This is a genomic window from Lentzea sp. NPDC036955, from assembly GCF_055608005.1.
In genome coordinates, this window is the sequence record NZ_JBVJRC010000008.1 from 109,551 (window position 1) to 129,642 (window position 20,092).

The 20,092-nt window shown below is 70.9% G+C and carries 20 protein-coding genes; 12 read left to right on the top strand and 8 right to left on the bottom strand.

The window, feature by feature from the left end; translation table 11 throughout:
• Nucleotides 1–17 precede the first annotated feature (17 nt).
• Nucleotides 18–1,349, top strand: a complete 1,332-nt coding sequence (locus tag ACZ7CF_RS27305; RefSeq protein ID WP_360392374.1) for an MFS transporter — start codon at nucleotides 18–20, stop codon at nucleotides 1,347–1,349.
• Here ACZ7CF_RS27305 and ACZ7CF_RS27310 read toward each other — a convergent pair.
• Complete coding sequence (locus ACZ7CF_RS27310; RefSeq protein WP_458430967.1) at nucleotides 1,310–1,972, bottom strand: GntR family transcriptional regulator; 663 nt, start codon at nucleotides 1,970–1,972, stop codon at nucleotides 1,310–1,312. The two genes, ACZ7CF_RS27305 and ACZ7CF_RS27310, sit on opposite strands and share 40 nt — an antisense overlap.
• On the opposite strand from ACZ7CF_RS27310, the gene ACZ7CF_RS27315 reads away from it, so the two are divergent.
• Nucleotides 1,971–2,747 carry a carbon-nitrogen hydrolase family protein gene (locus tag ACZ7CF_RS27315; RefSeq protein ID WP_470370893.1) on the top strand — a complete coding sequence of 259 codons (777 nt, stop codon included), beginning with the start codon at nucleotides 1,971–1,973 and terminating at the stop codon, nucleotides 2,745–2,747. The genes ACZ7CF_RS27310 and ACZ7CF_RS27315 overlap by 2 nt on opposite strands.
• Nucleotides 2,747–3,091 carry a cupin domain-containing protein gene (locus ACZ7CF_RS27320; protein WP_470370894.1) on the top strand — a complete coding sequence of 115 codons (345 nt, stop codon included), beginning with the start codon at nucleotides 2,747–2,749 and terminating at the stop codon, nucleotides 3,089–3,091. Before ACZ7CF_RS27315 ends, ACZ7CF_RS27320 begins: the two co-directional genes overlap by 1 nt.
• Before the next feature lie 362 nt (nucleotides 3,092–3,453).
• On the opposite strand, the gene ACZ7CF_RS27325 is transcribed toward ACZ7CF_RS27320, so the two are convergent.
• From ACZ7CF_RS27325 to ACZ7CF_RS27335, 3 genes are all read right to left on the bottom strand, one after another.
• A complete protein-coding gene (locus ACZ7CF_RS27325; RefSeq protein ID WP_360392362.1) occupies nucleotides 3,454–4,479 on the bottom strand; it encodes a hemolysin family protein in 1,026 nt (341 codons plus the stop codon).
• On the bottom strand, nucleotides 4,476–5,783 hold the full coding sequence (locus ACZ7CF_RS27330) for a hemolysin family protein (RefSeq protein ID WP_360392359.1): 1,308 nt from the start codon (nucleotides 5,781–5,783) through the stop codon (nucleotides 4,476–4,478). Before ACZ7CF_RS27330 ends, ACZ7CF_RS27325 begins: the two co-directional genes overlap by 4 nt.
• A 108-nt stretch (nucleotides 5,784–5,891) precedes the next feature.
• The gene (locus tag ACZ7CF_RS27335) at nucleotides 5,892–6,914 is read right to left on the bottom strand and encodes a LacI family DNA-binding transcriptional regulator (protein WP_360392357.1); all 1,023 of its coding nucleotides are present in this window, start codon (nucleotides 6,912–6,914) and stop codon (nucleotides 5,892–5,894) included.
• Between the two features lie 122 nt (nucleotides 6,915–7,036).
• Between ACZ7CF_RS27335 and ACZ7CF_RS27340 the strand changes: the two genes are divergently transcribed.
• From ACZ7CF_RS27340 to ACZ7CF_RS27350, 3 genes are read left to right on the top strand one after another with little or no spacing between them, the layout of a single operon-like run.
• A complete protein-coding gene (locus tag ACZ7CF_RS27340; protein ID WP_470370895.1) occupies nucleotides 7,037–8,179 on the top strand; it encodes a Gfo/Idh/MocA family protein in 1,143 nt (380 codons plus the stop codon).
• Nucleotides 8,172–9,191, top strand: a complete 1,020-nt coding sequence (locus ACZ7CF_RS27345) for a dihydrodipicolinate synthase family protein (RefSeq protein WP_470370896.1) — start codon at nucleotides 8,172–8,174, stop codon at nucleotides 9,189–9,191. The genes ACZ7CF_RS27340 and ACZ7CF_RS27345 overlap by 8 nt, the downstream gene beginning before the upstream one ends.
• A complete protein-coding gene (locus ACZ7CF_RS27350; protein ID WP_458434348.1) occupies nucleotides 9,173–9,979 on the top strand; it encodes a sugar phosphate isomerase/epimerase family protein in 807 nt (268 codons plus the stop codon). Before ACZ7CF_RS27345 ends, ACZ7CF_RS27350 begins: the two co-directional genes overlap by 19 nt.
• A gap of 213 nt (nucleotides 9,980–10,192) precedes the next feature.
• Here ACZ7CF_RS27350 and ACZ7CF_RS27355 read toward each other — a convergent pair whose 3' ends face one another.
• A complete protein-coding gene (locus tag ACZ7CF_RS27355) occupies nucleotides 10,193–11,227 on the bottom strand; it encodes a serine hydrolase (RefSeq protein ID WP_360392345.1) in 1,035 nt (344 codons plus the stop codon).
• Nucleotides 11,228–11,277: 50 nt separating this feature from the next.
• On the opposite strand from ACZ7CF_RS27355, the gene ACZ7CF_RS27360 reads away from it, so the two are divergent.
• The gene (locus ACZ7CF_RS27360) at nucleotides 11,278–11,961 is read left to right on the top strand and encodes an SDR family oxidoreductase (protein WP_470371061.1); all 684 of its coding nucleotides are present in this window, start codon (nucleotides 11,278–11,280) and stop codon (nucleotides 11,959–11,961) included.
• A gap of 22 nt (nucleotides 11,962–11,983) precedes the next feature.
• On the opposite strand, the gene ACZ7CF_RS27365 is transcribed toward ACZ7CF_RS27360, so the two are convergent.
• From ACZ7CF_RS27365 to ACZ7CF_RS27375, 3 genes are read right to left on the bottom strand one after another with little or no spacing between them, the layout of a single operon-like run.
• On the bottom strand, nucleotides 11,984–12,787 hold the full coding sequence (locus ACZ7CF_RS27365; RefSeq protein ID WP_470370897.1) for an alpha/beta fold hydrolase: 804 nt from the start codon (nucleotides 12,785–12,787) through the stop codon (nucleotides 11,984–11,986).
• A gap of 10 nt (nucleotides 12,788–12,797) precedes the next feature.
• Nucleotides 12,798–13,229, bottom strand: coding sequence for a cupin domain-containing protein (locus ACZ7CF_RS27370; protein ID WP_360392340.1), 432 nt, complete (start codon nucleotides 13,227–13,229; stop codon nucleotides 12,798–12,800).
• Nucleotides 13,226–14,713: a GGDEF domain-containing protein gene (locus ACZ7CF_RS27375; RefSeq protein ID WP_360392337.1), complete on the bottom strand. Its 1,488-nt coding sequence runs from the start codon at nucleotides 14,711–14,713 to the stop codon at nucleotides 13,226–13,228. The genes ACZ7CF_RS27370 and ACZ7CF_RS27375 overlap by 4 nt, the downstream gene beginning before the upstream one ends.
• 158 nt (nucleotides 14,714–14,871) lie before the next feature.
• Here ACZ7CF_RS27375 and ruvC point away from each other — a divergent pair, with 158 nt between their 5' ends.
• The 5 genes from ruvC to secD all read left to right on the top strand — a co-directional run bounded on the left by ruvC (nucleotide 14,872) and on the right by secD (nucleotide 20,091).
• Nucleotides 14,872–15,441, top strand: coding sequence for a crossover junction endodeoxyribonuclease RuvC (ruvC, locus tag ACZ7CF_RS27380; protein WP_360392335.1), 570 nt, complete (start codon nucleotides 14,872–14,874; stop codon nucleotides 15,439–15,441).
• 493 nt (nucleotides 15,442–15,934) lie between these two features.
• Nucleotides 15,935–16,519, top strand: a complete 585-nt coding sequence (gene ruvA / locus ACZ7CF_RS27385; protein WP_470370898.1) for a Holliday junction branch migration protein RuvA — start codon at nucleotides 15,935–15,937, stop codon at nucleotides 16,517–16,519.
• Complete coding sequence (gene ruvB / locus ACZ7CF_RS27390) at nucleotides 16,516–17,529, top strand: Holliday junction branch migration DNA helicase RuvB (RefSeq protein ID WP_360392329.1); 1,014 nt, start codon at nucleotides 16,516–16,518, stop codon at nucleotides 17,527–17,529. Before ruvA ends, ruvB begins: the two co-directional genes overlap by 4 nt.
• Before the next feature lie 93 nt (nucleotides 17,530–17,622).
• Nucleotides 17,623–18,006: a preprotein translocase subunit YajC gene (yajC, locus tag ACZ7CF_RS27395; protein ID WP_360392687.1), complete on the top strand. Its 384-nt coding sequence runs from the start codon at nucleotides 17,623–17,625 to the stop codon at nucleotides 18,004–18,006.
• 297 nt (nucleotides 18,007–18,303) lie between these two features.
• Nucleotides 18,304–20,091, top strand: a complete 1,788-nt coding sequence (gene secD / locus ACZ7CF_RS27400; RefSeq protein ID WP_360392326.1) for a protein translocase subunit SecD — start codon at nucleotides 18,304–18,306, stop codon at nucleotides 20,089–20,091.
• Nucleotide 20,092 lies beyond the last annotated feature (1 nt).

The window sequence follows — 20,092 nt, forward strand, 5'->3', positions numbered from 1 at the left end:
ACAGGCAGTATTACCGCATGCCGCCTGCTTCAGCAACGACAGACGTACCGCGTTCCGCGCTGGTCCGCGCGTTCGTGGCCTCGCTTTCCGGTACCGCGCTCGAGTGGTACGACTTCGCCATCTACAACGTGGCCGCCGCCGTGGTGCTCGGTCCGTTGTTCTTCCCGAGCTCCGAGCCGCTGACGGCGACGCTGCTCGCGTTCTCCACGTACGCGGTCGGCTACCTGTCGCGGCCGCTCGGCGGGTTCCTGTTCGGCCGGCTCGGCGACAAGATCGGCCGCAAACGCGTGCTGGTGACCACGTTGCTGATCACCGGCATCGCGACGCTGCTCATCGGCCTGCTGCCCACGCACTCCGCGATCGGCCCCGCGGCCGGTGTGCTGCTCGTGCTGCTGCGCTTCGCCCAGGGCGTCGGCCTCGGCGGTGAGTGGGGCGGCGCGGTGCTGCTGTCCAGCGAGTACGGCGACCCGGCGAAACGCGGCTTCTGGGCGTCGGCCGCGCAGATCGGGCCGCCCGCCGGCAACCTGATGGCCAACGGCGTGCTCGCGCTGCTCGGCGTGGCGCTGTCCGACGCGGCGTTCATGTCGTGGGGCTGGCGCGTGGCGTTCCTGCTGTCCGCGGTGCTGGTCGTGTTCGGCCTGTGGATCCGGGTGAAGCTGGAGGAGACCCCGGTCTTCAAGGCGATCCAGGAACGCGGCGAACGCCCGTCCGCACCCGTGAGCGAGGTCTTCCGCACGCAGACCCGCCCGCTGGTCGCCGCCGTCCTCTCCCGCGTCGGCCCGGACGTGCTGTACGCGCTGCACACCGTCTTCGTCCTCACCTACATCACGACGCAGCTGGGCATGTCGCGCAACGTCGGCCTCATCGCCGTGCTGATCGCCTCCGGCTTCCAGCTGTTCCTGATGCCGCTCGCGGGCTGGCTGTCCGACCGGGTCAACCGGCGCGGCCTCTACGCGGTGGCCGCGGTCTGCGGCGCGGTGTGGCCGTTCGTGCTGTTCCCGTTGGTGGACACCGGTTCCGTCCCGCTGATCGTCGTCGGCGTGGTCGTCGGCCTCGCGTTCCACGCGTTCATGTACGGCCCGCAGGCGGCGTTCATCGCCGAGCAGTTCACCGAACGCCTGCGCTACACCGGCAGCTCACTGGCCTACACGCTGGCCGGCGTGATCGGCGGTGCCGTGGCGCCGTTGCTGTTCACCTGGCTGTTGGCGGAGTTCGGCACGTGGGTCGTCGTCGGCATCTACGTCTCCGTGGCGTGCGTGGTGACGCTGATCGGCCTGCGCCTGGGCCGCGACCCGGAGGACGCCGACGCTCAGCCGTTGAGCAGCACCTTCAGCGTGGTGTCCAGGTGAGCGGTGATCGCCGCGGTGGCCGCGCCGACGTCCCCGGACTCAAGCGCGGCCACGATCGCGTTGTGCTCGTCGATCACGGCCTGCTGCCGGTTGTTCGCACGGAACAACGCCACCACACCCGCGCGCACCTGCCGTGCGCGCAACCCCTCGTAGGTCTTCGTCAGCAGGTCGTTGCCGGTCGCCGCCACGAGAACGGCGTGGAACTGCCGGTCGACGTCGATGAACTCACGCGGGTCGTGCTGCTGCACGCGCTGTTCCTCGATGTACGCGCGCATGGTCTCCAACGGAACAGTGCCCTCGGTCATCGTGCGCTCCGCGGCATACCGCTCGATAACGCCCCTCAGCTCCATGAGCTCCGTGATCTGCCGCGACGACAACGGCGCGACATACGCACCCTTCTTCGGCACGAGCTGCACCAGGTCTTCGGCCGCCAGAAGAAGAAGAGCCTCACGAATCGGCGTGCGCGACACACCGATCTGGTTGGCCACGTCCTGCTCGCTGATGAACCGCCCCTGCATCTCCGGGGCGGCGAGGATCGTGTCCTTGATGAACTCGTAGGCCTTCTCCCGGCCTGACAAGCTGTCCGCGACCTGCATACAACATGTATACCAGAGGAGGATCATGCGCATCGCCCTGTGCCAGATCAGCTCGACCGCCGACCCCGCCACCAACCTCGCGACCGTCCGCACCGAGGTCACCCGCGCCGCCGAGGCGGGTGCGCGCATCGTCCAGTTCCCGGAAGCCACCCACTGCCGCTTCGGCGTCCCCCTCGCCCCGGTCGCCGAACCCCTCGACGGCCCCTGGGCGACCGCGGTCCACGACATCGCCACCGAGGCGGGCGTCGTCGTGGTCGCCGGCATGTTCACCCCCGGCACCGGCGGCCGCGTCGCCAACACGACCCTCGTCACCGGCGCCGGCCTGCACCTCGGCTACGACAAGATCCACCTGTTCGACGCCTTCGGCTTCCGCGAGTCCGGCACCGTGACCCCCGGCGACAAACCGGTGACCTTCACCGTCGACGACCTCACCTTCGGCCTCGCCACCTGCTACGACGTCCGCTTCCCCGAACTCTTCCGCACCCTCGCCGACACCGCGCAGGCCATCCTGCTCGGCGCCTCCTGGGGCGCCGGCCCCGGCAAGGCCGACCAGTGGGACCTCCTGGTCCGCGCCCGCGCCCTGGACTCCACCGCATGGCTCCTCGCCTGCGGCCAGGCCCTGCCCACCACCGACCACGGGCCGGCCCCGACCGGCATCGGCCGCAGCACCGTCGTGACCCCACTCGGCGCAGTCGCCGCCAGCCTGGCCGACGCCCCCGGCACACTCGTGTCCGATGTGGACGCCTCCTCGGTCGACGAGGCCCGCCGCACCCTGCCCGTGCTGGCGAACCGGCGGCTGTGATGCGCACACAACACGAGTTCTTCCCGGTCGCCGACCTCCCGTGGCACCCGGCCGAACCGGGCGTCACCGAACGCGTCCTCAGCCACGACCCGGCCACTCCGACCCTCACCCGCCTGGCCCGCTGGCAACCGGGCCTGGAGACGTCCGGCGTGATCCGCCACGACTACCACGAGGAGGTGTACCTGCTGGAGGGCGACCTCACCGACCTGACCCTCGGCGAGACGTTCACCGCGGGCCACTTCGCGAGCCGCCGGCCGGGGATGCCGCACGGGCCCTACCGGACCGATGGTGGCTGCCTGATGCTGGAGATCCGCACGGCGGCGGGGGTTGACCCGGGGCGCTGAGCTGGGGCGTTGAACCGTGGCGCGCCTTGCGCTCGTCGAGGCTGCTCACCTGCGCCCGACTTACCCGCGCCCACCGCGCCCGGTCCAGCCGCGCCTGACCAGCCGCGCCCGGTCCACCTGCGGCTGGTCCACCGCGCCCGACCCACCGCGCCCGGCGCGACCCGTCCGCATCGGACCCCGATCTCGCCCGACCTTCACCCCACCCGAGCCAGCCCCGGCCGAACCAAGCCGAACCCCGCCACTCCCTCCCGACTCACCTCCGCCCCCCGCGCTTCCTCCCTACGCAGGGCGGCCGAACCGGCAAATCAGGACATCACGATCGGGTGAATCCACACGACCCGAACCCCAGCGCCGAACCCCAGCTACACCCACCGCACGTGCGTCCCATCCCGCACAGTCCCGACGTACTCCTCCACCAGGTCCTCCAACGCCACCACCCCACGCACCCCACCATCGGCCCCAACAGCGCGAGCGAGGTGCGACTGGGCCCGGCGAAGGGCCGTCAGGGCCTCGTCCAGGCGTGCGTCCACCGGCACCTCGGGCAGGCCGCGCACGCGGGCGCGGGGCACCGGGGTCGCCGCGCCCTCCAGGTCGAGGATGTCCTTGACGTGCAGGTAGCCGACCAGGCGCGCGTCGGACTTGACCGGGAAGCGGGAGAAGCCGGTGGCCGCCACCGCCGCCTCGATCTCGCCGACGGTGGGGGCGGCGGACACGGTCGTCACGCGGTCCAGCGGCACGAGGACGTCGGCGACCGTGCGGGAGACCGAGGTCAGCGTCTGGGTCAGACGCCGGTGTTCGGAGACCTCCAGCAGGCCCTCCGAGCGGGACTGGCCGATCAGCAGGGCCAGCTCGTCGGGGGTGTAGGCGGACTCGAGCTCGTCGACGGGTTCCACGTCGAAGCGGCGCAGCACCCAGCGGCCGACCGCGTTGAACAGGGCCAGCACCGGCGCGATCATGCGGCTGAACCCGTAGTGCACCGGCACCAGCCACAGGGCGGCGCGTTCGGGGCCGGCGATGGCGAGGTTCTTCGGCACCATCTCGCCGAGGATCGTGTGCAGGGCGACGACGATGACCAACGCCACCGCGAACGCCACGCCGTGCACCACAGCAGCGGGCAGGCCAACGGCGCCGAGGGGGCCCTCCAGCACTGTGGCCAGCGCCGGCTCGGCGATGGCACCCAGGCCGAGGGAGCACAGTGTGATGCCGAGCTGTGCGCCGGCGATCAGCAACGGCAGTTCCTGCGACGCCTTGATGGCCGTGCGTGCGCGCGAGGAACCCTTGTCGGCCAACGCCTCCAAACGGTCGCGCCGCGCGGTGATGACCGCGAACTCGGCGCCGACGAAGAAGGCGTTGCCCGCCAGCAGAAGGACGACAACCAGGAAGTTCACGCCGACACCACCCGCAGTTCGGCCACGCGGTGGCGGTCCATCCGCATCACCGTCACCCGCCAGCCGTCGACCCTGATCTCGTCACCGACGTCCGGAATCCGGCCCAGGCGCGTCAGCACCAGGCCGGCCAGCGTCTCGTAGTCGCCGTCCGGCATCCGGAAACCCGTCGCCTCGGCCACCTCGTCGTCGCGCAGCAGGCCGGACACCAGCCAGCTGTCCTTACCCAGCGACCGGACCGGTGGTGCCTCGCCGCGGTCGTGCTCGTCGCGGACGTCGCCGACGATCTCCTCGACCACGTCCTCCAGCGTCACCATGCCGGCCGTGCCGCCGTACTCGTCGACCACCAGTGCCGTCTGCAGGCCCGAAGCGCGCAGGCGGTCCAGCAGCGCGTCACCCTCCAGCGTCTCCGGCACCGATGTCACCGGGCGGGTCAACGCCGACAGAGGAGTCGTCCCGCGCAGAGCGGCGGGCACGGCGAACGCCTGCTTCACGTGCACCATGCCGCGCACCTCGTCCAGAGAACCGTCATGCACCGGAAAACGCGAAAAGCCGGTGTCACGCGCCTTCTGCACGAGGTCGTGCACGGTCGCGTCGGCGCGAAGGGCCTCCACGCGCATGCGAGGGGTCATCAGCTCGCCGGCTGTCCGGTCGCCGAAGCGCAGCGAGCGGTCGAGCAGCACCGCGGTGCCCTCGTCCAGCGTGCCGTGCTCGGCGGACGTGCGGACCAGCGCGCCCAGCTCCTCCGGTGACCGGGCGGACGCCAGCTCCTCGACCGGCTCCACGCCGAAACGGCGCACGAGCCAGTTCGCGGAGCCGTTCATCGCCGTGATCAGCCACCGGAACACGGTCGAGAAGCCGGCCTGCAGGCCCGCCACCGCCCGCGCGGTCTCCAGCGGCTTCGCGATCGCCAGGTTCTTCGGCACGAGCTCGCCGAACACCATCGACAACGCCGTGGCGATCGCCAGCGCGAGGGCCAGCGACAACCCGCCCGCGACCGTCGGCGGCACGCCGAGCGCGTTCAGGCCCGGCTGGATCAGCGAGGCGATCGCGGGCTCCGCGATGTACCCGGTGATCAGCGTGGTCAGCGTGATGGCGAGCTGTGCGCCGGAGAGCTGGAACGACAACGTGCGGTGCGCGCGGTCGATGGTGCGCGCCTTGGCGTCACCGACCTCGGCGAGGTGCCGCTCGACGGTGCTGCGTTCCAGCGCGGTCAGCGAGAACTCCGCCGCCACCGCGATGAAGGTGCCCGCTGTCAGCGCCACGACGGCGAGCAGACCGAGCAGGCTCAACAGGGTTCCGGTCACCTGCGTGCTCCCGAGCGACGGGGGACCGGGTTGGTATGCCAGCCGGGGCCAGTACCCACGGGGACGGCTCAACTCCTCATGACTAAGTACGTGAACAGCCAGACGAGTCTAATTGTGGGCAGTCGAGGCCCGCAGCACCACCTCACCGGCGACGCGGACGGTGCGGGCCTCGTCACCCCCGGCGTCCAGCACGAGACCTGCGGCGATCTCACCCATCCGCTCCAACGGCAGCCGCACGGTCGACAGCGCCGGAACCGTGTCGCGCAGCGTCGGGATGTCGTCGAACCCGGCGATCGACATGTCCTCCGGCACCCGCACGCCCCGCTCGCGCAACGCGGCCATCGCGCCCATCGCCATCACGTCGGTGACGGCGAACACGCAGGTCGCGCGGGCCTGCCTGCGGGTGGCGAGCAGTTCCAGCGCGGCCTCGTAACCGCCGTCACGGGTCAGTGGGCCGTTGACCACGACCGGCGGGGCGACCCCGGCGTCGGCGAGTCCCGCCTTGAACCCGGCGAGCCGGTCGCGGGCCACCACGAGGTCGGAAGGACCACCCAGAACGGCGAACCTGCGGTGCCCGAGCGCGGCCAGCTCACGGGCCAGCGCGCGACCGCCGGCCCGGTTGCCCGGCACGACCGTGTCCGTCCCGAGCTTCGCCTGCGACACGCACGCCACCCGGCCGCCCTGCTCGGTGAACGCGTCGATCTCCGCCGCCAGCCTGGCCTGCGCGGCCCGGTCCGTGGTCCGCGAGCCCGCCAGCACCACCGCGCGGGCCCGGTGCGCGCGCAGCGTCGAGAGCAGCTCCACCTCGCGGTCCGGTGACCGGTTGGTCGTGCCGAGGACCACGACCAGGCCGTTTTCCTCCGCCACCCGCGTCACCCCGGCCGCGATGCAGGAGAAGTACGGGTCGGTGATGTCGTGCACGACCAGCCCGACCAGGGAGCTCGAGTTGCGGGCCAGCGCCTGCGCGGACGCGTTCGGCACGTACCCGAGCTCCTCCGCGGTGCGCAGGACCCGGTCGCTCAGCTCCTCGCTCACCTGCCGCGTGCTGCCGTTGAGCACGCGCGAGGCGGTCGCCAGCGACACACCCGCCTGCTTCGCCACCTCGGCGAGCGTCACCTGTCGGGCGGACACGACCACCTCCGTCTAGTGCGTGTGTGGACGGGAGACTAGCTCCCACGGAGGTTGACGGCCGCGAAGTACCGCTATTAGCGTGGCGGGAAAGCGCTTTCCAGCGCTGCTACCAGGGAGGTGCGATGGCGGTTCGGACCATCGGAGTGGCGGTCAACGGCGTCACCGGGAGGATGGGATATCGCCAGCACCTGGTCAGGTCCCTGCTCCCGCTGCGCGACGAGGGCGTGCGGCTGCCGGACGGCACGGTGCTCAAGGTCGAGCCGGTGCTCGTCGGCCGCAACGCCGACAAGCTCAAGGAGATCGCCGAACGGCACGACCTCGCGCGCTGGACCACGGACCTCGACGGCGCGCTCGCGGACCCGGACGTGCAGGTCTACTTCGACTCGCAGGTCACGTCGAAGCACGTCGAGTCGATCACCAAGGCGATCGAGGCCGGCAAGCACGTCTACACGGAGAAGCCGGTCAGCGAGACCGTCGAGCAGGCGCTGCGGCTGGCCGCGCTCGCCGACGAGAAGGGCGTCAAGCACGGCGTCGTGGCCGACAAGCTCTACCTGCCGGGCATCCGCAAGCTCAAGCGGCTGGTCGACGGCGGGTTCTTCGGCCGCGTCCTCAGCGTGCGCGGCGAGTTCGGCTACTGGGTCTTCGAGGGCGACTGGCAGCCCGCGCAGCGCCCGAGCTGGAACTACCGCGCCGAGGACGGCGGCGGCATCGTCTCGGACATGTTCTGCCACTGGAGCTACCTGCTGCACAACCTGTTCGGCCGGGTGGAGGCCGTGACCGCGCGCGCCGTCACGCACGTGCCGACGCGCTGGGACGAGCAGGGCACCGAGTACGCCGCGACCGCCGACGACGCCGCGTACGGCATCTTCGAGCTCGAGAACGGGATCATCGCCCAGATCAACTCGTCCTGGTGCGTGCGGGTGCGCCGCGACGAGCTCGTCGAGTTCCAAGTGGACGGCACGGACGGCAGCGCGGTCGCCGGGCTGCGCGAGTGCTTCGTGCAACCCCGCGCGGTCACGCCCAAACCGGTGTGGAACCCGGACCTGCCGGTCACCCACCCGTTCCGCGAGCAGTGGCAGGCGGTGCCGGACAACGAGGAGTTCGACAACGGCTTCAAGGTGCAGTGGGCGGAGTTCCTGCGGCACGTCTGCGTGGGCACGCCGTTCCCGCACGACTTCCGCGCCGGCGCACGCGGTGTCGCGCTGGCGGCCGCGGGGCTGCGGTCCTCTTCGGAGGGTCGCAGGATCGAGCTCGCCGATGTCTAGCCGGGTGGTCTTCGCCGCCGCGCACGTCGTCGCGCGGGACGAGCGCACGGTGGACTGGGACGCGACGCTCGCGTTCCGGCACCACCTGTGGTCGCACGGCCTGGGCGTCGCCGAGGCCATGGACACCGCCCAGCGCGGCATGGGCCTCGACTGGCCGGCCGCCGCCGAGCTGGTCCGCCGCAGCGCCGCCGAGAAGGCCGGGCGGATCTGCGCGGGCGTCGCCACCGACCACCTCACCGGCGCGGCCGGCCTCGACGACGTGCTCCGCGCCTACCTGGAGCAGCTGGAGGTCGTGCAGGACGCGGGCGCGCAGCCGGTGCTCATGTGCTCACGGCAGCTCGCCGCGTGCGCCCGCGGGCCGGAGGACTACGCGAACGTCTACGGCACGCTGCTCGACAACGTCAGCGAGCCGGTGGTCCTGCACTGGCTCGGCACCGCGTTCGACCCGGCGCTGGCCGGCTACTGGGGTGCCGCCGACGTCGCGCAGGCCACCCGCAACTTCCTGGAGGTCGTCCACTTCCGGCCGGACAAGGTCGACGGCGTGAAGGTCTCGCTGCTCGACGCCGGCCACGAGATCGGGCTGCGGCGGGCGCTCCCATCCGGCGTGCGCTGCTACACCGGCGACGACTTCCACTACCCAGACCTGATCGCGGGCGACGAGCACGGCCACAGCGACGCGCTGCTCGGCATCTTCGACCCGATCGCACCGGTGGCAGCCAAGGCGCTGCGCAAGCTCGACGAGGGCGACACCGCGGAGTTCCACCGGATCATGGCGCCCACGGTCCCGTTGTCACGCCATCTGTTCAGCGCACCGACCTACTACTACAAGACCGGTGTGGTGTTCCTGGCGTGGCTGGCCGGGCACCAGGACCGGTTCCTGCTGCTCGACGGCCTGCAGACCGCCCGCGGCGTCGAGCACCTGGCCGAGGCCAAACGGCTCGCCGAGGTCGCCGGCGTGGTCGAGCCCGAGCTCGCGGAACGGCGGTGGCAGCAGTGGCTCGCCTCTCGCTGAACCAGGCCACGATCAAGCGAGCGACCGTCGTGGAGGCCGTCGAGGGCTGTGCTCGGCACGGCATCACCTCGATCGGCCTGTGGCGTGAACCGGTCGCCGACCACGGCCTCGACCGCACCGCGAAGCTCGTCGCGGACGCGGGACTGCGCGTGTCGTCGTTGTGCCGCGGCGGGTTCCTCACCGCCGTGGACAACCGCGCCGCGCTGGACGACAACCGCCGCGCGATCGACGAGGCGGCGGCGCTGCGCACGGACACCCTGGTGGTGGTCGTCGGGGGAGTCGCCGCCGACAAGGACCTGACCGGCGCACGTCACCGGGTCGCGGACGCGGTCGCGGAGCTGTCCGGGTACGCGGCCGAGGCGGGCGTGACGCTGGCACTGGAGCCGATGCACCCGGTGTTCTGCGCCGACCGCGGCGTGCTGTCGACGCTGGCGCAGGCCCTCGACCTCGCCGAGCAGCACGTGTCCGCCGGCGTCGTCGTCGACGCGCTGCACGTCTGGTGGGACCCCGACGTCGACGCGCAGATCGCCCGCGCGGGCCCGCTCATCGCCTCGTACCAGGTCTGCGACTGGCTCACGCCGGTGCCCGCCGACGTGCTGCTCGGCCGCGGCTACCCCGGCGACGGCGTGATCGACCTCGACCGGCTGACCAGGCAGGTCGCCGCGACCGGGTACGCGGGGGACGTCGAGGTGGAGATCTTCAACGCCGAGATCTGGGCCGCGGACTTCGACGAGGTGATCGGGGAGGTGTCGCGGCGGTACCACTCCATTGTGGAACCGGCCCTCTGAGCACCTGGCCAGAAGCCTTGCCCGCCCCTCGTTGCCGCCCAGGCGTCTGCAAGTACCACCAACACATGATCAAATCGGCGCTGACATCTGGCGACCTGCTCAGCGACGCGGGGAAGCCGGTCGTCGACGGCGGCGACGACCGACCCCGGCGCTGGTACGTGTATAGCCGAGAAGCACTACCCGGTGACCCGGTTTTCGAACAAAATTCAGGAATCAGCCGCCGTTGAAGAACCTGTAAACCTTTGCGCGGTGTTTCGGCTTGCTGGTCGTGATCTTGATGACCGCGTCGAACATGGACCGGCCGAGCTCCGCGCGGGCCGCGACGGCCGGGTGCGTGGTGCTGAAGTCCTGGTCGTTCTGCGCCTTGTCGCCGCTGAACGCGCCGGAGGCGAACATCGAGTACACCAGGATCGCCCGGTTGTCCTCGCTGAACATGATCCCGGCCTCGTTGCGGCCGTCCTCGTACCAGCCGGCCTTCGTCGCGACGCGCAACCGCTCGTTGGTGGTGAGGTTCAGGCGCACGCCGTCGGTGAAGCTCGCCGTCGCCCGCAGGATGTTGAGCAGGTACGCCGTCGACGCTGGCGAGAGCAGCTCGCCGTCGACCAGCTTCTGCAGCAGCGCGTGCGTCTCCCGCGCCGTCGTCGTGCCGAGGAAGAACCGGTTCGGGTTGGCGACCGGCACGACCTGGGTGTGCACGAAGCCCTTGGAACGCAGGATCTCGTTGAGCTCCAGCGCCGGGACGACCAGCCCGCACAGCCGGACCGCGGTGTTGTCCGAGACCGTCAGCAGGTTCGCGAGCGCGTGCCCGACGGTGACCTCGCTCGGGTACGCCCCGTCGAGCGCGAAGATGCCGTCGGTGTCCTGGATGACGATCGCGGCCGACACGGTGACCGTCTGGTCGAGCCTGACCAGGCCGCGGTCCACCTTGTCCAGCACCGCCACGGCGACGGCGACCTTGTTGACGCTGTAGGCCTCGACCACGGCGTCCGCGTTCTCGTCGACCGCGGGCCGGGTGTTGCCGTCCAGGTCCGCGACCGTGATGTACGACGACCACGTGCCGCGCGCCTTCTTCACCTGCCTGCGGTAGACCTGCGCGACGCGCTTGCGCGACCGTTCGGCGGTGGTCGGGAAGCGTTCGATCTCGACCTCCGCCTCCTCCTGCGCCTGTGCTGTGCCGGTGGGCCCGAGCACGGCCGTCGCGGCCGCGACGGTGCCCAGCCCGAACACGGACCTGCGGTTCAAAGTCATGCGGCTCATCAAAACAGGCGCCGCTGACATCTCCCTGACTAGGGTTGCCGATCATGGAACAGGTCTTCGTGGTGACCGGCGCGTCCCGCGGCATCGGCGCGGCCACCGCCTCCTTGGCTTCGGAAGCGGGCTATCGCGTCGTGCGCGCCTCCCGTTCGGCCGAAGAATCTGTCGGCGATCGCGGCTGGGACGCCAAATGCGACGTGTCTTCGTGGGATTCCGTGCAGGACCTCATGTCCCGGATGGAGTCCCGCTGGGGCCGCATCGACGTGGTGTTCGCGAACGCCGGCGCCTCGGTCGACACCTCGTTCACCACTTCGGGTGGTGCGGAACCAGCCGAATGGGCGGCGATGGTGGTGACGAACGTCTGCGGTCCCGCCTTCACCGCGCGCGCCGCGATGCCCGCCCTGCTGCGGTCCGGCGGCCACCTGGTGCTGACCGGGTCGGCGGCGGGCCGCGGCGTGCGGCCGGGGAGCCTGTACTCGGCGACGAAGTGGGCGACCACGGGGTTGGCGCAGGCGATCCGCGCGGAGGCGGTCGGGACCGGCGTGCGGGTGACCGTGGTGCAGCCGGGACTCGTCGACACGGAGGCGATCCCGGCGTCGCGTGTGGACGACCCGAAGCTGGAGCCCGCCGACGTGGGGCGCGCGGTGCTCTACGCGGTGTCACAGCCGTCCACTGTGGACGTCAACGAGATCCTGCTCCGGCCGACCGGCCAGGCCGCGCACCGCTGAAGCCGTCCGGGCGCCGGCCGCCTCACGCGCCACCGAGGAACTCGACCAGCAGCCGGTTCACCTCGTCGGGCCGCTCCAGGTACCCGATGTGCCCGCAGTCGGCCACCTCGGCGTACCGCGCGCCGGGGATCGCGTCCGCCACCTCGCGCGACAGCCGGGCCGGCAGGACGCGGTCGTCCGCGAACCCGATCACGAGCGACCGGACGGTGATGCCGCGGTAGGCCTCGACCCGCGGCGTGAACTCGCCCAGCGCCAGCTGCGCCCGTTCACCCGCGGTGGGCATCGTGGCCGCGAACTCGTACATCTGCAGCCAGTCACGCGCGATCACCGGGTCCGCCAGCGTGGCCGGCGCCAGGTTCCGCGTGACCGAAGCCGCCGCGTAGAACGACGCCGGCAGCTCGATGCCCTTGTCGTGCAGCTCCCGCAGGCCGCGCGACCACAGCTGCTGCACCGGGTCGGGCCGCCCGGTGGTCGCCATCAGCACCGCGCTGCGCACCAGCTCGGGACGCGCCAGTGCCAGCTCCTGCACGACGCGCGCGCCGAGTGAGGTGCCGACGACGTGCGCGGGACCGCCCAGGTGCGTGATCAGCGCCGCCGTGTCGGCGACCATGTCGGTGATCGTGAAGCCGTCCGCGCACTCCGACGACGGCTTGATCCCGCGGTTGTCGAAGTAGGCGACCCGGTAGCCGGCCTTCACCAGCGCGGGCACCTGGTAGGTGCGCCACACCCGGCCGGGGCTGCCGGTGCCCATCACCAGGACGACGAGGTCACCGGTGCCCTCGGTCTGGACGTTCAGCTCGATGCCGTTGAGCGGGACAAGCGCCATTCCGGAGATCTTAGAAGCGGCACAAGCCCCTGATCTCCGAAGCGTGAGACGGGTAACGCGCGCACAGGTCGTCCGCGTGGCCGAACGACACGATGTCGTCGGTGTACGGCGGCACCACCACCGTGCCGACCAGCGACCACTCGCCGGCGGGCGCGCTGCCCTGCCACACGCCCGCGGGCACCACGACCTGCGGGTTCGACTCCGACAGCAACGGCTGCGACACGGTGCCGTCGGGGTGCAGCAGCAGCATCCGCAACGGAGACCCGGCGTGGAAGCTGTAGATCTCCACGTGCTCCAGCACGTGCATGCCCGAGAAGTCCGGCCGCCGCAACAGGTACGCGATGGCCGACACCTCCTCCGAGCGGTGCGTCTGCGCGAAGTGGCCGCCCTCGACCGGCAGCTCCTGCATGCCGAGGTCCTCGATCAACTGCTCTGGGGTCACGTCATCTCCGGAAGAGGGGCGCCGTGCACGACGACCATGCCCTTGCCGAGCCGCTTCGCCGTGTACATCGCGGCGTCCGCGGCTCCGAGCACGTCGTCGGCGGTCACCGAGGGGTCGTGGGAACGCCGTTGTGCCACACCGATGCTGGCACGCACCCGGTGGACGCGGCCGTGCACCTCGTGCGGGTGGGTCAGCGCCGCGAGCAGCCGTTCGCCGAGCTCCTCCGGGTCGCCGCCGTCGACCAGCACGCCGAACTCGTCGCCGCCGAGCCGCGCCACCGTGTCCTCCGGCCGCACGCTGTGCTCCAGCCGCGCCGCGACGTTGCGCAGCACGACATCGCCCTCGGCGTGGCCGTAGTTGTCGTTGACCGACTTGAACCCGTCGACGTCGATGAACAGCAGGATCAACGGCGTCGACCGGTCGCGCACGGCCAACGCGCGTTCCAATCGCTCACGGAACAGCGAACGGTTCGCAACACCGGTCAACGGGTCGTGTGACGCCTCGTGCCGCAGCTGCTCTCTGCTGAGCCGAAGCTGGTCCATCAGCCTGACGTTGTCCATCATCGTCAACAGCTGCCGCACGATCACGAGGCACACGACCGCGAGCCCGACGTAGATCTCGACCGGGTTGAGCCGCCCGCCGGTCGCGGTGTTCCACAGCACGAAGAGCCCGGTGACCGCCAGCGGCAGGTACGGCACCAGCAGGTGCAGCATGTCGGCCATCCGGATGCGGCCGGGCGTCGCCGGGGCGTCGCGCGCCGGTGCCAGCGCGCTCAGGAAGAACAGCGCCGGGCACAACATGAACCCGATGTCCGCCGACGCCGGGATCGCCGTGATGCCCTTCGAGATGTGGAACGCGAAGACCCACCCCGACGACGACTGCGCGACACCGGCCAACGCCACGAACACCATCGACCACTGCCGCACGGACTGATGGGTCCACGACATCACCACGATCGTCACGAGCAGCACGAGGTACGCGGCCGGATGCGCGACCACCGTGATGAACCCCGGCCCCTGCTGCGCCCACGGCCGGGTCAGCGACTCCAGCGCCGACACCCACGTCAGCACGAACAGCGACCCGATCACGATCAACCCGTCGAGCACCACGACCGTGCGGCTGCGGTAGTTCGGCAGCAGGTCATCGGCCCGTCGCGCGGCATGTGCCCGTGTGATCACCGCGGCCAGGCACAACACCGGCACCATCGTGAACCCCAACGGCGCGATAGTGGACGTCGGCAGCTGCACACCCAGGATCTGCTGCCCCCAGATCCACGCCGACAACCCCACCGTGAGACTGGTCATCGCCGCCGTCATCCAACGGTTTCCCGCACGCGCGTAGGCCAGCAACGCCGCCACGGCGAACATGAGCTGCACGACCTTGTCGATCGCGACACCGATGTCGCGCGGCGCGGTCAGCGCGGCGAGGACGGTGACCGCCATGAAGGTGCCGACGCACCCCGCGACGAGCCAGAACCGCTTCACCGGCAACCCCCGTGATCAGAAACCTGACCACCGTAGTAACGCGGCGTGCGCTTGTCGAACCGTGTCGGTGCACGTCCCCCCGCGGCGCACCGGATATGGTTCGAACGAGTGTTCGTCAAAGTGTTTCGTCCGGGTCGGTCGGCGGGAGTGGGGCTGTCGTGCGGGTGTTCGGGGTCGACCCCGGTCTGACCAGGTGCGGCCTCGGCGTCGTGGACGGCGGGCCCGGCCGGACCGTGCGTGCCGTGGCCGTCGACGTCCTGCGCACTCCCGTGGACGCCCCTCTGGCCGTGCGCCTCCACGAGCTGTACACCGGCGTGTGCGAGTGGATGGACCGCCACGAACCCAACGTCGTCGCCATCGAACGCGTCTTCGCCCAGCACAACGTCAGCACCGCCATGGGCGTCGCGCAGGCGTCGGGCGTCATCGCCCTGGCAGCGGCCCAGCGGAACCTGCCCGTCGAGTTCCACACGCCGTCAGAGGTGAAGGCGGCCGTGACCGGCTCCGGCCGCGCCGACAAGGCCCAGGTCACGCTCATGATCACCAAACTGCTCGGCCTGAAGGTCGCCCCCAAGCCCGCCGACGCCGCCGACGCGCTCGCCATCGCCATCTGCCACCACTGGCGCGCGCCGATGCGCTCGCGCATGGAGGAAGCGCAGGCGAAAGCCGCCGAACTGGCCCGCGTGCACAAGGCCCGGCTGGCCGAAGCCGCCCGCCGGGGCGGTTCGTGACCCCGCGCACCGCACGTCGAACCCCGCTCTTCCGCCCGTTCGAGACGCACGCGGGGCCCTTCCGTGCGCTCACATCGCACGCGGGGCGCTTTCGTGCACTCCCGTCGTATGCGCGGCGCTTTCGTGCGTTCCGGTGTTACGCGGGAGTCCCGTGTTCCCCACCGGGGCACGCGGGAGTCCCGCGTTCCCTGTCGGAGCACGCGGGAGCCCGGCGTTCGTCTTTCACGCACGCGGGGAGCTTTCGTGCACTGCAACCGCACGCGGGGAGCTTTCGTGCGCTGGGAGTGCACGCGGGGAGCTTTCGTGCGGTTGGGTCGAGCGTGGCGCGGCGGTGCGAGCCAGGCCCGGTTGACCGGCCCGGCATGGCGAGGCGGATCATGATGGCTTCAGCGCGCACCGAAACTGTCGGTGCCGGCTGGAAGAATGAAAGCAAGGGGTCCCCCTTGCGAGGGGACGCCTGCGCGAGCGTGCAGGCCGCGATCGGAGGACACAGGTGATCTCGTCACTGCGCGGCCAGGTGCAGCACGTCGGCCTCGACCACGCCGTCGTCGAGGTGGGCGGCGTCGGGTTCGCCGTCCAGGCCACCCCCACGACGCTCGCCACGCTGCGCCGCGGTGAGGAGGCGAGCCTCGCGACGACCCTCGTGGTCCGCGAGGACAGCCTCACCCTGTTCGGGTTCGCCGACGCCGAGGCCCGCGAGCTGTTCACGCTGCTGCAGACGGTCAGCGGCATCGGGCCGCGGCTCGCGCTCGCCACGCTGGCGGTGCTGGAGCCGGACAAGCTGCGCCACGCGATCGCCGAAGGCAACATCACGGTCCTGACCCAGGTGCCCGGCATCGGCAAGAAGGGCGCCGAGCGGCTCATCATCGAGCTGCGCGACAAGGTCGGCCAGCTGCCCAGCGCCGCCACGCCCGCCCAGCACAACCAGACCCGCGACCACGTCGTCGAGGCGCTGCTCGGGCTCGGCTTCCCGGCCAAGTCGGCGGAGGCGACCGTCGACAAGGTCCTCGCCGACAACCCCGACCAGTCCACCAGCGCAGTCCTGCGCCGCGCGCTCTCCACGCTGGGGCGCAAGTGACCGACGACGAGCTCAGCCCCTACGCCGTCCCCGCCGAGCGCGACCTCGAGACGAGCCTGCGGCCCAGCGACCTCAGCGAGTTCGTCGGCCAGCACCGGGTCCGCGAGCAGCTCGAACTGGTCCTGCACGGCGCCATGCGCCGCGGCACCGCACCCGACCACGTGCTGCTCAGCGGACCCCCCGGGCTCGGCAAGACCAGCCTCGCCATGATCATCGCCAAGGAGCTGGGCAGCCAGATCCGCATCACCAGCGGCCCCGCGCTCGAACGGGCCGGCGACCTCGCCGCCATGCTCAGCAACCTCGTCGAGGGCGACGTCCTGTTCATCGACGAGATCCACCGCATGGCCCGCCCCGCCGAGGAGATGCTCTACCTCGCGATGGAGGACTTCCGCGTCGACGTGGTCGTCGGCAAGGGGCCCGGCGCCACCAGCATCCCGCTCGACATCGCCCCGTTCACGCTGGTCGGGGCCACCACCCGGTCCGGGGCGCTGACCGGGCCGCTGCGCGACCGGTTCGGCTTCACCGCCCACATGGAGTTCTACCACCCCGACGACCTCGACCAGATCGTGAAGCGCAGCGCCAAGATCCTCGGCGTCGACCTGCACGACGACGGCGCCAGGGAGATCGCCGGCCGCTCCAGGGGCACGCCCCGCATCGCCAACCGGCTGCTGCGCCGCGTCCGCGACTTCGCCGAGGTCAGGGCGGACGGCCGGGTCACGGAGGAGATCGCCAAGCAGGCCCTGGAGGTCTACGACGTCGACCACCTCGGCCTCGACCGGCTCGACCGGGCCGTGCTGAACGCGCTGGTCAGGAGCTTCGGCGGGGGACCGGTCGGGGTGTCCACGCTCGCGGTCGCCGTGGGGGAGGAGCCGACCACGGTGGAAGAGGTGTGCGAACCGTATTTGGTGCGGGCTGGCATGCTGGCCCGGACACCGCGCGGACGAGTGGCGACGCCCGCCGCGTGGCAACACCTGGGGCTGGAGCCGCCCGCCGGAGATCAACTGTGGTGACCTGGCACAATCGGTGAGAGCACCTGGACATATCGGACGTGCGAGAAGGCATGTCCACCTGATCGGAGAATGATGGGCAACCTTTCGTCTTTGATGTTCCCGTTGCTGCTGGTGCTGCTGGCCGTGCCGCTGTTCCTCAGCGCGCGCAAGCAGAAGCGCGCGATGGCCGAGCAGCAGAAGCTGCAGAACGAGCTCCAGCCGGGCGACAAGGTCATGACGACGTCGGGTCTCTACGGCACCGTCGCCGACTCGAGCCACGACACCACCATCGACATCGAGATCTCCGAGGGTGTCGTCACCCGGTGGCTGCGCGCCGCGATCCGCGAGAAGGTCGTCGACGTCGAGGAGACCGCGGTCGTCGACACGGCGGACGACGAGCAGGTCATCGAGCCGGCCACCACGGCGACCACCGCGCCGACCACGGCCCCGGCCGCCGCTCAGGTCGCCGAGCCGCTCGACCACAACGCCAAGAAGTAGTTCAGGCGTTCAGACGCGCAACGTCCGTGCCCGGTCGCCGAGACCGCGCACGGACGCGGCGGTCAGCCGTGTCCCCAGGACGAATTCGGGCGCAGGCGCTCAGCGGGAATAACCCCCAGCTTGCCCCCCGGTCCGCAATTGTGTCAGTCTCCGCTCAGCGGCGTCAACGAAGCACTGGTGACGGTGCTGGCAAGTGTGAACGGCGCAAACCGGTGCCGGGGAGTGACGCGCAGCTCACAACCCGCAGGGTAATCTGCGCCTCCGCTGAGACATGTCAACTGAGGAGACGGACGGACCGTGGCACCTCCGGCCGGGCAAATTCGCCCCGCGAAGTATCTGGCGAGTTTCGCCGTCGTCGTCGTCGCGCTTTACGCCCTTGTGTTCTTCACGGGCAACGGCTCCGCCAAACCGAAGCTCGGCATCGACCTGCAGGGCGGCACGATCGTCACGCTGACAGCGCGTCAGGAAGACGGCGCGCAGCCCAGCGAGGAAGCGCTGAACCGCGCGCGTGACCTCATCGAGGTGCGCGTCAACGGTCTGGGCGTCTCCGGCGCCGAGGTCGTCCGCGACGGCAACAACCTGACGATCACCGTGCCCGGCGCGGACAGCGAGGGCGCGAAGGGTCTGGGCCAGACCGCCCGCCTCGCGTTCCGCAAGGTCGTCGGCCAGCCGATCCCGGCGGGCACCGCGATGCCGTCCGAGACGTCCGCTCCGCCGTCGGGCAGCAACGCCCCGGCCACCAGCACGCCCGCGCCCCCGAGCGCGTCAGCGGGCCAGCCGTCGTCGAGCAACGCGCCGCAGGGCCGTCCCGCTCCGAACCTGGCAGCGCAGCCGTCGAGCGCGCCGCCGTCGGCCGGCACCCCGCCGTCCTCGTCGGCTCCCGGCAGCTCGCAGCCGTCCGTGCCGGGCAACGTGGACCCGAAGATCGCCAAGGAGATCCAGGAGGCCAAGGCGCTGCGCCAGAGCAGCGACCAGCAGACCCTCCAGCAGGCCGCGCTCCTGCTCGACTGCTCCAAGGCCGACCCGCTGCGCGGCAACGACGACCTGGACAAGCCGCTCGTCACCTGTGACGAGGCCGGCGAGTTCAAGTACATCCTCGCGCCGGTGCACCCGGCCGCCGGCGACACCACGGTCAAGCCGGACGACTACACCACGTACTCGCGCCTGTCCGGCGAGGACATCAGCAACGCCGCCGCGAACGCGAACCCGAACGGCACCGGCTACGTCGTCAACCTCGACTTCAAGAGCGAGGGCGGCGACAAGTGGTCGAAGTTCACCGCCGCGAATGTGCAGCAGGCCGTCGCCGTCGTCCTCGACGGTGAGGTCATGTCCGCGCCGACCATCCAGGCGGCCATCTCCGGCGGTTCGACCGAGATCAGCGGCAAGTTCACGCTGAAGCAGGCGCAGTCGCTCGCCGACACCCTGAAGTACGGCGCGCTGCCGCTGTCGTTCGACTCCTCCGAGGCGCAGACGATCTCGCCGACGCTCGGCCTGCAGTCGCTCAAGGCCGGTCTCATCGCGGGCGGCATCGGCCTCGCGCTGGTCTTCGTCTACTGCATGTTCTACTACCGCCTCCTGGGCATCCTGACGATCCTGTCGCTGGCGCTGTCCGGTGTGATCGTCTACGGCGTGCTGGTGCTGCTCGGCCGCTGGATCGGGTTCACCCTCGACCTCGCCGGCATCGCCGGGTTCATCGTCGCCATCGGCATCACCGCGGACTCGTTCATCGTCTTCTTCGAACGCCTGAAGGACGAGGTGCGCGAGGGCCGGTCGTTCCGCTCGGCCGTCCCGCGCGCCTGGGTCCGCTCCCGCCGCACGATCCTGTCGGCCGACGCGGTCAGCTTCATCGCCGCCGCCGTGCTGTACGTGATCGCCGTCGGCCAGGTGAAGGGCTTCGCGTTCACCCTGGGCATGTCGACGGTCCTCGACCTCGTGGTCGTGTTCCTCGTGACGCACCCGCTGGTCGCGATCGCCTCGAAGTCCAAGTTCCTGTCCAACCCGAGCCTGTCCGGCCTGGGCGGTGCCGCCCGCGAGGGCGCGTCGCACCGCGCCGGGTCCGGCAAGACCGCCGTGAAGGAGGCCTGAC

What these genes read in the sequence shown, in the direction of transcription:
- ACZ7CF_RS27305 (WP_360392374.1), top strand. Translation starts at nt 18, where the DNA reads ATGCCGCCTGCTTCAGCAACGACAGACGTACCGCGTTCCGCGCTGGTC.
- ACZ7CF_RS27315 (WP_470370893.1), top strand. Translation starts at nt 1,971, where the DNA reads ATGCGCATCGCCCTGTGCCAGATCAGCTCGACCGCCGACCCCGCCACC.
- ACZ7CF_RS27310 (WP_458430967.1), bottom strand. Translation starts at nt 1,972, where the DNA reads ATGATCCTCCTCTGGTATACATGTTGTATGCAGGTCGCGGACAGCTTG.
- ACZ7CF_RS27320 (WP_470370894.1), top strand. Translation starts at nt 2,747, where the DNA reads ATGCGCACACAACACGAGTTCTTCCCGGTCGCCGACCTCCCGTGGCAC.
- ACZ7CF_RS27340 (WP_470370895.1), top strand. Translation starts at nt 7,037, where the DNA reads ATGGCGGTTCGGACCATCGGAGTGGCGGTCAACGGCGTCACCGGGAGG.
- ACZ7CF_RS27345 (WP_470370896.1), top strand. Translation starts at nt 8,172, where the DNA reads ATGTCTAGCCGGGTGGTCTTCGCCGCCGCGCACGTCGTCGCGCGGGAC.
- ACZ7CF_RS27355 (WP_360392345.1), bottom strand. Translation starts at nt 11,227, where the DNA reads ATGACTTTGAACCGCAGGTCCGTGTTCGGGCTGGGCACCGTCGCGGCC.
- ACZ7CF_RS27365 (WP_470370897.1), bottom strand. Translation starts at nt 12,787, where the DNA reads ATGGCGCTTGTCCCGCTCAACGGCATCGAGCTGAACGTCCAGACCGAG.
- yajC (WP_360392687.1), top strand. Translation starts at nt 17,623, where the DNA reads ATGTTCCCGTTGCTGCTGGTGCTGCTGGCCGTGCCGCTGTTCCTCAGC.